This is a genomic window from Paenibacillus monticola, assembly GCF_009664975.1.
GTDB lineage: Bacteria > Bacillota > Bacilli > Paenibacillales > Paenibacillaceae > Paenibacillus_AQ > Paenibacillus_AQ monticola.
Genome location: NZ_WJXB01000008.1, coordinates 94,131 through 109,099, shown reverse-complemented (window position 1 = coordinate 109,099; position 14,969 = coordinate 94,131). Strand labels below are relative to the sequence as shown.

Below are 14,969 nucleotides of genomic sequence, written 5' to 3'. Positions count from 1 at the left end.
AACTGTTTAAGAAAAAGCAGGACTAATCTAAAATTTTTCTTAAATATTAGACGCTTGCGGCAGTTGAACCTCAAATAAGGTCCGCACCACACTACTCTCGACCGAAAGGGTCCCCTCATGCTGCTCCACAATATTTCTAGCAATGAACAGGCCCAGACCCGTACTGCCCTCTTGGTGTGTTCGTGCCCGGTCACTCGTATAATACATATCGAAGATATGCGGCAAATCTTCTGGAGTAATATGTCCCCCGTAGTTGATAACCTGAATGATTACATGCCCTGAATCCAGATGGCAATTGATATCTACATACAGTCCTTCCTTCCCGTAACGGGTGGCGTTGGTCAGTAAATTCTCGAATACACGTGCCAACAATTCTCCATCGCCAGAAATGTATAGGTTAGGCGTAATATTGAGCCTGGAAATTAGGTAATTTTTCTCGAACACAGGATACAGTTCCTCATTTAATTGCCTCAGTAGCTCACTAACGTCTATTTGCTTCTTTTCGACAGGCAGCATACCATAGTTTATTCTAGTAATATCGAACAAGCCATCAATCAGCTTCTCCAGACGTTGAGATTTGTTGAAGGCAATCGAGATGAAATGTTTGATTTGCTCCTCTGCCAGCCCTTCATCCGTAAGAATTAAATCTAAATAACCCAATACTGAAGTAAGAGGTGTGCGTAAATCATGAGCCAAATTCACGACCAACTGATCCTTGCTATTCTCGGCTAAATCCCCTTTTTCCACGGCCTCTTGCAGCTTTTCACTCGCCAGATTAAGATCCTCAGCAATGGTTCTGAACTCATCTTTTGAGGAAATAAACACCCGATTCTTAAATTCACCATTGGCAAGATGATGGATTCCCTTGGAGATTTCATTAAAATAGGTAAGATACGGCTTAGTGAACAAAAAGAAAAAAAGAATAGCCAATGGAATGAACAGGATCAGAAAAAAATAAATATCCCCGATATTACTCATAAAGTGACGATACTTGGCCACCGGATCTTCCAGGCGAACACCGGCATAATAGAGCTGCAGGATTCGATAGACCCCATATGTAATCCCACCGGACAAAAGCATACTTAAGCCCAGCAGCAGAATCATCGTGGTCCGAAAGCTTCGGTTGCTCTTATTCATTGAACGTATACCCCACGCCCCAAATGGTCTTGATGAATTTATGCTTATTGATGTCCTCTCCAAGCTTCTTCCGCAGAGTGCGTATATGCACCATAACCGTATTGCCGCTCTCATAGTAAGCTTCGCCCCACACCTGCTGGAAAATATTCTCGGCGCTAAAGACTTGCTTGGAATGACTGGCTAGCAAATAAAGAATGTCAAACTCCTTCGGCGTTAACTTAACAGCCTCACCATATAGAGTAACCGTATGCTGATCAGGAGAAATTATTAATCCACCCGTTTCCAATACGAGTTTATTCAGAGCTGCAGGTTGACTGAACAACAGGGTACGACGCAGCTGAGAATTCACCCGAGCCACCAATTCCATCGGATTAAACGGTTTCACCATATAGTCGTCTGCCCCCATTACCAGGCCTGTAATTTTATCAAGATCCGAGGTTTTGGCACTCAAAAAAATGATGGGCAGATGATACTGCTCCCGTATTTGACGGGTGACCTCGTACCCATCCAGTCCAGGCATCATAATATCCAAAATAGCCAGATCTATCGACTGCGATTGAATAGCCTGCATAGCGGCTTTCCCATCGGCTGCTTTGACAATATGATATCCCTCTTTTTGTAAATGCAAGGCCACCAGATCCGCGATCTCTGGCTCGTCATCTGCTATCAGAATCGTGATAAGCCTCATACTTTTCCCACTCCTATACCCGATTAAAAAAGCAGCGCACAAGGTGGGCTGCTTTTAGTTTCAATCTTTCCTATTCGTTTAAATAGGTTGTCGTCCGGTTCTGGATCAGATTCACCACTTCCTCTACAGACTTTTGTCCGCTAAAGAATGATCTGGACTCATCTCCTAGAATGGAAATCACACTACCGTCCATCTCCGTATAGTTATCCGCTGTACTAATGAGTTGTTTGAACAGCGTAAATTCTTCGTCCGACACCTTAGATACTTTCCCGCTCGGAAGCTTGTAGGTACTACTTGCAACTTGTTCCTGAATGTCGTTCAACTGCTTCTCATTCACAGATTTAAGCAGTGAAAACCCTTATCTTTCTTGTAGGGATTGCACTTCTTCAGATAACAGGAAAGCGATAAACTTCCATGCATCCTCTTTGACTGGCGATTTAGCTTGTATCGCAAACCGAGATGGAGCGATAATCCTCATTCCACCCGTTTGTCCTGGTTTTTGCAGAAGCAACGGATTTGAGAAAAGGGTATGCGGAGCATTTATAAGATCTGCTGGCGATTGCACAACAGTAGAATAGAACAATTGCTTGCCGACCTCTGCCGGTTCTGAAGTCATGACTTTATCATCGTACATCTTTTTGATTTGCTGCATTATTTCGGTGAATAAGGGCGAGTCGAACTTTGCCTGTTTTGCTGCATGATCAACGAAAGCGGTATAATTATCCACGACCATTTCTTGCAGGAGCATTTCCGGCGGGTCATTCGCTAAGGCATAACGGCGTTCATTGCCACTGCCCCCCTCCTTTTGCATAAGTTCCTTCGAGATCTCCTCGAAATCCTGCCATGTCCAGTTCTTCTCATCGATGTTCGTGTTCTTAAGGATGTCGCCATCGCCTACGAACGCTCGCAGGAAGAACCCGGAAGGCATAGCATACATGCCGCCGTTCACTTTCAAAGGTTCCAAAATGTTCATTTGCAAATCACTTTTATTCAGTGTTTTGTCTTGTTCCATGGAATCATCCATGTTCAGGAGAAGATTTTTGCTTACGTAATCATCGATAGGCAGGCTGCTTATCTCAAAAACATCCGCGCTTTTCCCTGATAATATCGCTGCATTCGTCGTTTTTTGGTATTTTTCAAAATCAGTCGAAGTCTGAATTTGCAAATCTATGTCCGGATACTTCGCTTCAAACTTTTTCTCTACCATCTCGTAGAATGCGTTCGACTTTTGCATAGACAAAGTAACGACTGTTTTCCCCTCTTTAACGACCGGTTCCTCCGTGCTTGCCAATTTCCCACTGCCTCCCGAACCGCATGCCGTCATTATCGTCATTAGAATACCCATAAATGTCACCCATAGCCACTTTTTCATCATATGAATTCCTCCTATAATCTTATCGTATAAAGGCTTAGCTACTGCAGACGAACTCGATCTCCATCTTGTAGAGGCTCACTGCTTTCCAGAATAATCAGATCATCCTCATAGAGGTTATCCGCTTGAATCATCATTTCTTTGTCATTTGTTTCACTAGTATGAATTTGGACTTTACGAGCAACAAAGACATTACCTAACGCACCCTGCTGCTGCTCAATTTTATACACAAACTTGCCGTCACGATCCTGATGAACAGCTTCATTGGAAATGAGCAATCCCGCTTGGTCCGAGTTTTTCTCGAGGGCAATTTCTGCCTGCTCACCTCCCTTCAGTTCAGAATTAAAGACCTTTATGCGGAGAGCCTTCTGAGGGACCGTTAGGGTCTTGCCTACCTCTTCACTAGTTGCGCTCTCGAGACGCGGTTCTGCATTCACAATTTCATCAATCGTACCGTCGACCATACGGATCTGTTGTTCTTGGACAGTATGTACCCCAACTTCTATCTTCTCTCCGATAGAAATCCCTAAGCTGGACAACAGCGTTGAATCTGCCAAAATATCCAGTTGATAACCTAGGCTGCTGTTTGAAATAAGAACATCAGGTTCTCCAGCTGAAATTAACCCTTGGACGGCATTCAATTTTGTTATAATGCCATCGAACGGAGCAGTCATTTCCCGTTCGCTAGTTAGATGGTCTCTCAACTCGTTAATTTTACGTTCCTGCGTGGCTAGTCCAAGTTTCCCCGTTTCAATAGCGCGTCTGGCACTCCGAATCTTCAGCTCATCTCCTTCCAGGGTCGACTGGATGAACTGATCTTGAATATTCTGCTGCTCGATTTTCTGCTTATCCAAGTTGGTTATTTCATCCTCCAATTCCCGTTCGGCAGATTTGCTGTCATAGAGGATTAGCTTTTGCCCCTTCTTTACACGTTCTCCTTCTTTCACGAGAAGCTTCCGGACCTTCCAGCCAGCAGCATTTGATAGTTTAGCTTGGGCGATTGACAGCAGTACACCGCTGCCTTCAAATGTAAATACAAGACTTCCGTTAATCGGCTTTTCCGTTCTCACTTTCGGTAAGGTCAGCGACTGCAGCGTGTTGCTGAACAGCGTAAAAAAAATTAACATTCCCATAAAAACAATGAACACGACCTGAATACTTCGTTTGCGCTTACGATCAGCTGATTCTTTCTCTATTTCCATTTCCCGTTTCTCTCCTTCCGAGAACTTTCCGTAGGAAAGTATAATTCGTAAGCATTGTCTGAGTTTTCTTCGCAACATTCACCCTTTGATGCCAGACAACTGTATGCCTTCAATGAAATACGATTCCGCATACAGAAACAGCAGCACCATTGGGGCCATATAAAGCATGGATGCAGCGAAAGCAATCCCCTTCTCACCATTGATTCTGGATAAATAAACCGATAGCGGCTGTTTGAACGGATCGTCCAGAAAAATAAGCGGTTGCTCAACCATGTTCCAATAATCAACAAATAAGAGGATAACAAGTGCGGCCAGACCCGGTTTGATCATCGGAATAATAATCTTGTAGAAAATCCGCAAATGTCCGGCTCCATCAATCTTGGCCGCCTCGATGTAGGAATATGGAATATCCAGCATGAACTGTCTGAGCATAAATACACCAAAAGCTGCGAATATTCCAGGTAAAATAATCGCATTCGGACTATTTAGCAGCCCAAGCTTATCCGCCATAATGTAATTGGGGACTAGCGTTACTTGAAATGGCATAAGCATCGTTAACACATAGATGAGAAATAAGGGATCTCGGCCGCGAAATTTCAGTTTAGAGAACGCATACGCAGCCAGTGCTGCTACGAAGGTCTGTCCTGCGATGATCGGCACTACCAAAAATGCCGAATTCCAGAACATCTTTAAATATCTCGGACTGTCCACCAACACCTTGCCATATTGCTCCAAGGTCACTTGATCCGGCAGCAATTTTAAATTCACATAAGGATCTGCTCTCCCTGCAGCCGCTTCATTCATTTTCCCTATGGGCCCATAATTGATGTTAATTTCCTGTTCTGTCATAAACGAGTTTGTGAAAGTGATCACAATCGGAGATAATAACAGGACCCCAATAACGCCCATGACGATTGTTAACGCGATTTTTTTCATTATTTTCACAACTGTCACAACTGTCACAACTTCCCCCACTCCCTATTCCATGAACTGTCGATGCCGACGTTCAAGTGCAAACAATCCCATAACGATAAGAAGGATGCAGCCAACCATCAGGGTCGCCGCCGCAGTCAGTTTCTGAATATCCAATGACATGAACATATTGTTCATATAGTGCTGCATCATGTATATACTGTCCTGCGGATAATCACCTGCGATCAAATACGTCTCTCGAAATACTTTAAATGAGTTAATGATGGACATGATGACTACAAAGAACATCGTAGATGTTAGATAGACAAGGGTAATACTGCCAAACTGCCGGAAACGTCCTGCACCTTCAATTTGGGCGGTTTCGTAATAATCCTTCGGAATTTGCTGTAGTCCTGCCAAGAACAAGATTACGTTATAGCCGATGTTCTTCCATAAATAAACGACAATAACTACATTTTGGGCTGCATCGGTCTTCATCCAATCCACACGTTCGTATCCAAAGTAGCCCAGCCAAGCGTTCAGAGAGCCATTCCAATCAAACAGTATCTGCCAGATTAGAATAATGGAGGCCACTGGAACGACAAGCGGCAGCACATAGGCAGTCCGCAACCATTTTCGAAGATATATATTTTTATTGAGCAGCATCGCAAAACCTAGCGACAACACAAGCATTAGAGGAACACTAATCGCGCTAAAATAAAAAGTGTTGGATGCCGCCTTTCGAAAGGAATCGCTTGCCAGCAGCTCGCGGTAATTAGCCAGCCCCACAAAATGGCCATCGACAGTACTGTCCATGAAGGAATAGAACACTCCCATGGCAAATGGGATAAGGTAGAACAGCGCAAATCCTACCCCACTTGGTGCGAGAAACATCAATGCTGCTGAAGCATCTTTACGGACCCATTTCTTCATTGTTGTCTTCTTTATCATCCTCAGTTTCCTCCTTCACTTATTTAGAATAGGAAAAACTGTTTAAAAAGAAGCAGGGTAAGTATTAAACTTTCCTTAAATTTCATAATTGGAATTAAACGACGGCATAAAAAAATGCACCCCCTAGAAGGCATTGGATAAACCAAAGGTTTATTCCAATGCCTGTTCTAGGGGATGCACTTCAAATATCCGAACCCTACTTCAACGTTAATATTACTTTTGTAAGAAGCCCTTCTTCAGCAAAAAGTCCTTCATATGCAGCCGGGTCGGCTCCGCCAGCCGTTTTGCCATCAAAGCCGACCATGGAGTACTACTTGCGCCTCCGGTCCGCTCCTTTAAGTAATCCGTAGTTACTTCATCGTAAACCTTGACCTGTTCTACGGTTGTCTCCGCGTTGTAACCGTTACGGTGCAGAACAGCCGGCAATGGAAGGCGTGGACGTTGACCATTTGTTGCAGCAGGATAACCTATACACATCCCGAACAAAGGATACACCAATTCTGGCAGCCCCAGCAGTTCCGATACCTCAGCAATCCGGTTGCGGATACCACCGATATACACAATGCCTAGCCCCAGCGATTCCGCCGCAATAGCAGCATTCTGGGCGGCTAGCGCCACATCAACAGTGGCTACAATGAAATTTTCGGTAGAATCCTCATAAGTAGCAGCGCCCTGCACATAGGGTTGCGAAACCTCACGCAATCGGTAGAGATCAGCACACCAGACCAGAAAAATGGGACATTGCTCAATATAGGGCTGGTTGCCTGCTAAGACAGCAAGCTTTGTCTGCAAGGCGGAATCTGTTACCGCAATGACACTATAGGCCTGAACATTACTGGAGGTAGATGCCATCTGACCTGCTCCAATAATGGCAGCAAGCTGCTCCTCGCTTACAGGTTTGTCCTGAAATTGGCGAACGGAGGTATGTTTCATTAATAGGGAAATCGTCTCGTTATTCATAACATTCACTCCTCAATTAGGATTACAGCTTCACCCGCTGCAGTCGCAACGCATTCAGTACCACAGATACGGAGCTGAACGCCATTGCAGCACCAGCGAGCCACGGAGCCAGAAAACCCAGCGCGGCAATCGGTATCCCAATTGTATTGTAAGCCAGCGCCCAGAACAAATTCTGCTTAATATTGCGCATCGTCTTACGGCTCATTAGAATCGCATCGGGGATACTTTTCAAATCGCCCCGCATGAGTGTAATATCTGCTGCTTCCATCGCTACATCAGTACCGGTACCGATAGCCATACCGGTATCAGCTGTCGCCAGAGCAGGCGCGTCATTGATGCCATCGCCAACCATCGCCACCTTAACACCACCGCGCTGCAGTCTCCGGACTTCCTCGGCCTTGCCTTCGGGCAGGACCTCAGCCAGTACGGTACGTATTCCGGCTTGGTCTGCAATCGCCTGAGCCGTAATCTTATTGTCTCCAGTAATCATCACTACTTCAATGCCCATTTCATGAAGTGAAGCCACTGCTGCCCGCGAAGTCTCTTTAATCGTATCGGCAACGGCGACCACACCGGCGATTACACCCTCAACCGCTACCAGCATTGCCGTCTTCCCTGCCTTTTCCAGCCCCTTCATGATTGCAGTCCACTCCGAAATGTCCATACCGTTCTCTTCCATCATCCGGCGTGTGCCTACATTGATAGCCTGACCGGCTACAACAGCCGAAATTCCCCGTCCTGGCACATTATGAAACTGCTCGGCTTCCGGCAAGACCAAACCTCTGGCAGCAGCACCTGCTACAATGGCCTCAGCGAGTGGATGCTCGGAGAGCTTCTCGGCAGCCGCAGCGATGGACAACAGACGATTCTCACCAATCTCTTTACCCTGTGCTGCAATTCCCGTAGTGATTAATACATCGGTCAATACCGGCTTCCCGTTGGTTACCGTTCCTGTCTTATCCAACACCACAATTTTAATGCCCTGCGCAGCTTCCAGATGCTCTCCGCCCTTGAACAGGATTCCAAGCTCGGCTGCTCGACCGGAACCAGCCATAATTGAGGTTGGAGTAGCCAGTCCTAGCGCACATGGGCAAGCTATAACCAGTACGGCGATCGCTTTCTCCAGGGCATCTGCGAATTGGCCTGGCGCGCCCCAGAAATACCATACAATAAAGGTTACTACAGCAATTCCGACGACAATCGGTACAAAGATACCGGAAATCACATCGGCAATTCGTTGAATCGGTGCTTTAGAGCCTTGAGCTTCCTCTACGACTCTGATGATTTGCGCTAAGGCTGTATCACGGCCTACTTTACGGGCTTTGACCCGCAGCATCCCATTTTTGTTCAGCGTTGCCCCAATCACAGAATCTCCCGGCTTCTTCTCCACGGGGATACTCTCACCGGTCAGCATAGATTCATCGACAGACGATAATCCCTCCACCACATCACCATCCACAGGTATTTTCGTACCTGGCTTAACCAGCACAATATCACCTATAATAACTTCTTCTATTGGAATGCTAATCTCGGTGCCTTCACGGATGACCAAGGCCGTCTTGGCTTGCAGGCCCATCAGGCTTTTGATCGCCTCGGAGGAACGCCCTTTTGCAAGTGCCTCAAACCATTTGCCAAGCAAAATGAGTGTAATCAGAATCGCACTAGTCTCATAGTACATTTCCACCGTATGGTTCATCCCGTTCATCCGTAAGGAATCAAAGGTCAGGTATAGGCTATATAAGTAAGCTGCCGAAGTACCAAGCACGACCAGCACATCCATATTGGCGCTGCCGTTGCGAAGGGCTTTATAGGCGCCCACATAGAACTGCCAGCCGATAATGAACTGCACGGGTGTTGCCAGAGTAAGCTGGAACCACGGATTCATTAACAGCTCCGGCGTAGGAATCCAGGACGTAAAGGAGAAATGCCCCGCCATCGCCCATAATAACGGAAGGGACAACAGAGCAGAGATGATCCACTTATTTCGTTTGCGGAGGATCTCAAGTGCACGCTGATCAACATTTTCCTTACGGTCTTCTTTAAGGGAAGCTTTGTACCCAATGCTGCTTACCTTCTCCATAATCTCCTGCGTATTAATGTTTCCTGGCGTATACTCCACATGAGCGGTCTCCAGAGCCAAATTCACATTCACTACAGCTATGCCAGGCATTCGTCCCAGTACCTTCTCGATTCTTGCCGAACAAGCAGCACAGGTCATACCCGTGATATCAAAGTCTGCCGACTCTCTAAGCGTGTCGTAGCCAAGATCACGAATTTTGACCTCGATTTGCGGCAGTCCGGTTAACTGCGGATCGAAGCTCACCGATGCTTGCTCCAGTGCCAAATTGACATTGGCGCGCGAGACTCCCTCCATCCGGGATAGCCCTTTCTCTATTCGCGTTGCACAAGCAGAGCAGGTCATGCCCGTGATCTGCAGGGTTGTTTGTTTTTGATCTAGTACTGCTGTCTTCTCTGTCATCTCCATACCTCCATATACCCCCAAGGGGTATAATCTATTCTAAAAGAAAAGGCATTGGAGCCACCCTGGGAACCTTTCGGCACTCCCCGCTCCAAGCCTTCGTATTGTGCTTTATCTCAAACTACGTCATACCCTTGTTCTTCAATAGCTTCTTTAATTGCACTTAAGCTTATCTTGTTCTCATCATACTCAACCGCAACCGTCTTAGCCGGCAGATCTACCTTAGCAGCAGCGCCGAGACCACTCACTGCCTTCTCTACTGAACTGACACAATGCCCGCAGGACATTCCTTCTACATTTAATGTAACGTTTGACATCATTATTCCCTCATCTCATTAATTTATTAACCGTAATCAGCAGCTCGTCGATAACCTCATGTTCTCCGGCTTCGATCCGCTCAATGATGCAGCTCTTCATATGTCCTTCAAGCAACAGCCTTCCGACACTATTGAGTGCGGCTTGTACTGCTGCAAGCTGATTAAGTACATCATCACAGTACGTATCTCGTTCAATCATTCCCTTGACCCCACGAATCTGTCCTTCTATCCGATTTAGGCGGGTAGACAACCCATTCTTGAATTCTACCGAATGATGACTTTTCCGTTCTCCGGGTGTATGACAACTGCTATCGCATGATGCAGGAGACAGCTTATCTTCTTTCAACGTTGTATACCTCCTTATATCATCCCTGCAAAACCAAGTTTATCATACCCCCCACGGGTATGTAAAGAAAAAATAATTTTCCATAAAAAGAGGGGTTCTTTTTCCCATAGCGAATTTAGAAAGAATGTATAAGACGGAATATTTATACATTGCTCATCTTGGACAAAGGAAGGTACGAGTATGGTTTACGATGGTATCATTCTTGGCTTAATTATTGGATTCTTTCGGGGTGGTTTAAAACACGGCCTTGTCCAATTCAGCAACATCCGTCTCAAAGCAGGTTGGATATTCCCCTTTCTCTTGGTATTCCAGTTTTTTATGTATTATATTCAAGAGCGGTCGTCCACTGTTGCCGCAGCCAGCGGGTATATTTTCACTGCTGTGTATGCGGTAGGGCTGATTTTTTTATGGTTGAACCGGCATAACAAAGGATTTTGGATGATTATGACAGGTGTGTTCCTTAACTTCTTGGTCATGCTTGTCAACGGAGGAAGAATGCCAGTATCCTTTGAAGCTGCATCTGTCTTGGACCCGATTTATCTCAAGATGCTGCAAAGTGGCGATGTGGTAACGAAGCATTTTTTATTAATTTCTTCGACGCGTCTGCCCTTTCTCGGTGATATTATTCCTCTGTCCAGCCCTTACCCACGTACCCAGGCTATCAGCATTGGGGATGTAGTGATGAATGTGGGAATCTTCCTGTATATCCTGCAAGTTATGGTGCCGGTTAAGCTTAATCCTAACTCTCAGCCTGAAGTACAGGGTTAGACCGCAATTTATAAACGAAGGAGGCGATCACGTGAAAAAGAAATTGGAAGGCATCCGCTACTCTCGTCTTGCGGTCAATGCAATTATTGTAGCTTCCGTTATTATTGCACTTTCTTCGGGTTACAGAATCGGAGGACATTAAATCTAACCCCCAATACCTAGGAGCAGGGTAATTATGCCTGCTCCTTTGTAATATCACTATTCATTTATCCCTAAAACCATTATTATGTACACAGGCACATTTTGTTAGTAAAGAGGGGTAATTATGTCAAAGCTTAGATCGCTTACAGTCTGGTTTAATTCAGGACATATGTATGCATTTATCATAAGTATTTTAGGAATACTTCTGTTCGGGTACATCAACAAATTTGAGTTTTTGCACTATTCTACTTCATCCTGGGTTTGGGTCTATGCCCTTACAGGGGCTAGTTTGATTCTAACCTTCTCCTTAGTTCAACTCCCTCCAGAAGGTAACGAGCAAACCATGGAGTCAGCAGTATATTTAGCTTGTATCTTTGTATTCGGCGGTTCTTATACCTTGACTATTCTCGCATTAAATTGTCTAATCTTCTACTTTTTTGATCGCAGTACAAGCTGGTGGAAGCATCTCACTAATTTTTCAATTTACACGGTTATGATCTGTGTTTCTTCCTTTACGTTTGACGTCCTTGGAGGACTGCCCGGCCCATTGCTAAATGACAAATTAACAGCTTACCTGTTGACGCTCGCCGTTTATTTTGTCAGCAATACCTTCTTAATCGGTCTATATTATTATATTTTATACAAAGGCACTCTCTTTGAGACAATAAAAGACATCCTAAAGGATTCCGTTATCGTTTATCTTTGTACACTGGTTCTTTCTTTGATATCCACTGTGTTAATCGTCCATAATAGCTTCTTGGGTCTTGTACTATTTCTTTGCCTGAGCACACTTCTCTGTTATTCATTCAAAAGACTGTTCGCCATGTACCGCAACATTGAGGAGCGGGCCAACACAGACCAACGGACAGGCTTGTTTAACCATAGCTACTTTGAAGAGATATTGGAACAGGAAATCCAGAAATCGAAGGATTCAGGCACCACGCTATCCCTTGCCATGATTGATCTCGATGACTTCAAGAAATATAATGATCATTTCGGACATCTTCAAGGGGACAAGCTGATCGCTTTTGTCGGTGAGACCCTAAGAAGTGAATCGCTCAAATCTGGCACGATTGCCGCACGTTATGGCGGTGAAGAATTCACACTGCTTATGCCTGATTACGATAGCCAGCAGGCCCGGGCCTACATTGACCTGCTGCGCAAAAAACTGAATAACAGCCGCTTTACAGGGGTTGAGATCTTCCCGCTTGGGTGTCTGGCCTTTTCCGCAGGGGTTGCCTCCTGCAGCAGCGATATTCATGATAAGTCCCAGCTTGTAGATCAAGCGGATCAGGCACTGTATTATTCTAAGAAACAAGGTAAAAATACGGTACATATCTATGGTGCCCATTCCCCGCTGGAACAGGAAATTGATTTTAGCCAGGACGTGCGCGATATTGAGCAACAGCTGAACCTGTTTATGTATAAAGATATGGAAACCTTTCGCCATTCCAAACGGGTCTTCCGGTACGCGATGGATATCAGTGACCTGCTGGAACTGGACACTCTCACCAAACGGCAGTTTACACTAGGAGCGTTAATTCATGACATCGGCAAGTTGGAGATTCCTTGGGGCATCCTTAATAAGAAGGGTAAGCTTGAGCCTGAGGAATGGGAGATGGTCAAATGGCATGTGACCTGGGGCAAGAAAATGGCGCTCACCAATGATAAATATAAAGATTTGGCGCCTTATATCGAGCTGCATCACGAAAGATATGATGGTAAAGGTTATCCTTATGGATTCAAAGGTGAAGAGATTCCGTATCTGTGCCGGATGCTGACAGTTATTGATTCTTTTGATGCTATGACTACAGAACGACCCTACCAACCGACCAAAACAATTGCAGAGGCCATTATTGAGCTACGCGCCTGTGCCGGAAGCCAGTTCGATCCCAAGTTGACGGAACTTTTTATTGGCTATATTGACTCCAGGGAACCACAGCATAGCGAAATTGTCCTCTAATGCAGAAGAAGGAGCCAGTCAGGCTGGTTCCTAATTGCATAGCAATTCCCTCTAAGCCACGGGTTCCCCGGCGGTTTTTTTCTGTGAACTTTCAAAAATAAACTATTGTCACCCTACTCAAATTTGAGTATAATCAAATTCTGCTACAAACAAAAAGGATTCCATTAGATTGATCTCATGGATAATAAGACAAGGAGCCTGCTAAGCATGCATTCTAAAGAAAGTAACTTAAAGCTCGTAGTTGTCGGCCTGCTGCTTGGTATATTGATGTCCGCTATGGACAATACCATTGTAGCTTCAGCTATGGGCACTATCGTCTCCGACCTTGGCGGGCTGGACAAAATCGTCTGGGTCACCTCTGCCTATATGGTAATGGTGATGGCGGGGACTCCCATCTTCGGCAAGCTATCCGATATGTACGGGCGCAAGCGTTTCTTCATGTTCGGACTGATCGTCTTTCTGATTGGCTCTGCCTTATGCGGAACTGCGCAGAGTATTACACAGCTAAGTATTTATCGGGCCATTCAAGGTGTCGGCGGCGGCGCACTGATGCCAATTGCCTTTACCATCGTATTTGATATCTTCCCAGCTGAGAAAAGAGGGAAGCTGACCGGCCTATTCGGTGCTGTCTTCGGGATCTCCAGTGTATTAGGTCCTCTACTCGGAGCCTACATCACCGAATACGTAGGCTGGCAGTGGGTATTCTATATCAACCTGCCACTTGGGATTGTCGCCTTCATCCTGATTGCCATGTCTTACAAAGAATCCATTGAGCACTCCAAACAACGGATTGACTGGGGCGGAGCCTTTACACTTGTAACTTCTGTGATCTGCCTAATGTTTGCACTCGAGCTTGGCGGCAATAAATATGCCTGGGATTCCTCAGTAATTCTTGGCTTGTTCGCAGGCTTTGCAGTATTGCTACTTGCATTCATCTTCATTGAGAGAACGGCGTCTGAACCCATTATCTCATTCGCCATGTTCCGCAAGCGATTGTTCGCCACGAGCAGCGTAGCCAGCTTATTCTATGGCTCCGCGTTTATTGTGGCAACCATTTATATTCCTATCTTTGTCCAGGGTGTGTTTGGCGGATCTGCAACCAACTCCGGGCTTATCCTGATGCCCATGATGATCGGCACGGTGATTGGCAGCCAGGCTGGCGGCTTACTCACTACCAAGACAAGCTTCCGCAACATTATGCTATTGTCTGCTGTCTGCTTTGTAGCCGGAGTATACAGCCTAAGCACATTGACACCCGATACTTCCCGCCTGTTCCTCAATGCCTTTATGGCATTGACCGGATTTGGTGTGGGCTTCTCGTTCTCTGTGTTTAGTATGTCTTCGATTCATAATTTCGAGATGCGCCAGCGCGGCGCAGCTACTTCTACCAGCACCTTTATGCGCTCCCTGGGCATGACTCTGGGTATTACCATATTCGGTATTATTCAGCGTAATAGCTTTACCAGCAGCCTAAGCGATGCCTTTGGTGGTAGTGAACAAGCTGCCTCGTTCGGTGATCCGCGCGCCGCACTGACACCAGACGCAAGGGCACAGATTCCAGCTCCGGTACTTGAGAAAATATCCAGTGCGTTATCCACCTCTATCGCACATACCTTTCTGTGGGCATTGATTCCTGCTGTGCTGGCTCTGATTGTCGTATATCTGATGCCGAAAGATCGTCTTCTCATTCCAAGCAAAGCTCCGCAGACAGCGGCGCAAAAAAGTAGCTGACC

At 45.7% G+C, this 14,969-nt stretch carries 14 protein-coding genes; 3 read left to right on the top strand and 11 right to left on the bottom strand.

Annotated elements, in window-relative coordinates; all coding sequences use genetic code 11:
• Positions 1–39 precede the first annotated feature (39 nt).
• The 11 genes from GJB61_RS20350 to GJB61_RS20305 form a co-directional block, all read right to left on the bottom strand.
• The gene (locus GJB61_RS20350; RefSeq protein ID WP_154120859.1) at positions 40–1,137 is read right to left on the bottom strand and encodes a HAMP domain-containing sensor histidine kinase; all 1,098 of its coding nucleotides are present in this window, start codon (positions 1,135–1,137) and stop codon (positions 40–42) included.
• Entirely contained in the window at positions 1,130–1,825 is a 696-nt protein-coding gene (locus GJB61_RS20345) for a response regulator transcription factor (RefSeq protein WP_154120858.1), read from the bottom strand. Before GJB61_RS20345 ends, GJB61_RS20350 begins: the two co-directional genes overlap by 8 nt.
• Positions 1,826–1,895: 70 nt before the next feature.
• Positions 1,896–2,162: a hypothetical protein gene (locus tag GJB61_RS32410; RefSeq protein ID WP_338115983.1), complete on the bottom strand. Its 267-nt coding sequence runs from the start codon at positions 2,160–2,162 to the stop codon at positions 1,896–1,898.
• Positions 2,163–2,183: 21 nt separating this feature from the next.
• Entirely contained in the window at positions 2,184–3,200 is a 1,017-nt protein-coding gene (locus tag GJB61_RS20340; protein WP_338115982.1) for an ABC transporter substrate-binding protein, read from the bottom strand.
• Between the two features lie 38 nt (positions 3,201–3,238).
• Positions 3,239–4,399: an efflux RND transporter periplasmic adaptor subunit gene (locus GJB61_RS20335; RefSeq protein WP_154120857.1), complete on the bottom strand. Its 1,161-nt coding sequence runs from the start codon at positions 4,397–4,399 to the stop codon at positions 3,239–3,241.
• A gap of 78 nt (positions 4,400–4,477) precedes the next feature.
• Positions 4,478–5,335 (bottom strand): carbohydrate ABC transporter permease, encoded by an 858-nt coding sequence (locus GJB61_RS20330; RefSeq protein WP_154120953.1) that lies wholly within the window; start codon positions 5,333–5,335, stop codon positions 4,478–4,480.
• A 42-nt stretch (positions 5,336–5,377) separates the two neighbouring features.
• The gene (locus GJB61_RS20325) at positions 5,378–6,244 is read right to left on the bottom strand and encodes a carbohydrate ABC transporter permease (RefSeq protein WP_154120952.1); all 867 of its coding nucleotides are present in this window, start codon (positions 6,242–6,244) and stop codon (positions 5,378–5,380) included.
• Positions 6,245–6,475: 231 nt separating this feature from the next.
• A complete protein-coding gene (gene nfsA / locus GJB61_RS20320) occupies positions 6,476–7,222 on the bottom strand; it encodes an oxygen-insensitive NADPH nitroreductase (RefSeq protein WP_154120856.1) in 747 nt (248 codons plus the stop codon).
• 22 nt (positions 7,223–7,244) lie between these two features.
• The gene (locus GJB61_RS20315; protein WP_154120855.1) at positions 7,245–9,701 is read right to left on the bottom strand and encodes a heavy metal translocating P-type ATPase; all 2,457 of its coding nucleotides are present in this window, start codon (positions 9,699–9,701) and stop codon (positions 7,245–7,247) included.
• A gap of 116 nt (positions 9,702–9,817) precedes the next feature.
• Positions 9,818–10,018 carry a copper ion binding protein gene (locus GJB61_RS20310; RefSeq protein WP_154120951.1) on the bottom strand — a complete coding sequence of 67 codons (201 nt, stop codon included), beginning with the start codon at positions 10,016–10,018 and terminating at the stop codon, positions 9,818–9,820.
• A 10-nt stretch (positions 10,019–10,028) separates the two neighbouring features.
• Positions 10,029–10,364 (bottom strand): metal-sensitive transcriptional regulator, encoded by a 336-nt coding sequence (locus GJB61_RS20305; protein ID WP_154120854.1) that lies wholly within the window; start codon positions 10,362–10,364, stop codon positions 10,029–10,031.
• A 180-nt stretch (positions 10,365–10,544) separates the two neighbouring features.
• On the opposite strand from GJB61_RS20305, the gene GJB61_RS20300 reads away from it, so the two are divergent.
• The 3 genes from GJB61_RS20300 to GJB61_RS20290 all read left to right on the top strand — a co-directional run bounded on the left by GJB61_RS20300 (position 10,545) and on the right by GJB61_RS20290 (position 14,967).
• Entirely contained in the window at positions 10,545–11,132 is a 588-nt protein-coding gene (locus tag GJB61_RS20300) for a DUF5317 domain-containing protein (RefSeq protein ID WP_154120853.1), read from the top strand.
• Positions 11,133–11,397: 265 nt separating this feature from the next.
• Positions 11,398–13,236 carry a bifunctional diguanylate cyclase/phosphohydrolase gene (locus GJB61_RS20295; RefSeq protein WP_154120852.1) on the top strand — a complete coding sequence of 613 codons (1,839 nt, stop codon included), beginning with the start codon at positions 11,398–11,400 and terminating at the stop codon, positions 13,234–13,236.
• A gap of 207 nt (positions 13,237–13,443) precedes the next feature.
• Positions 13,444–14,967, top strand: coding sequence for an MDR family MFS transporter (locus tag GJB61_RS20290; RefSeq protein ID WP_154120851.1), 1,524 nt, complete (start codon positions 13,444–13,446; stop codon positions 14,965–14,967).
• The last annotated feature ends 2 nt before the right edge of the window (positions 14,968–14,969 follow it).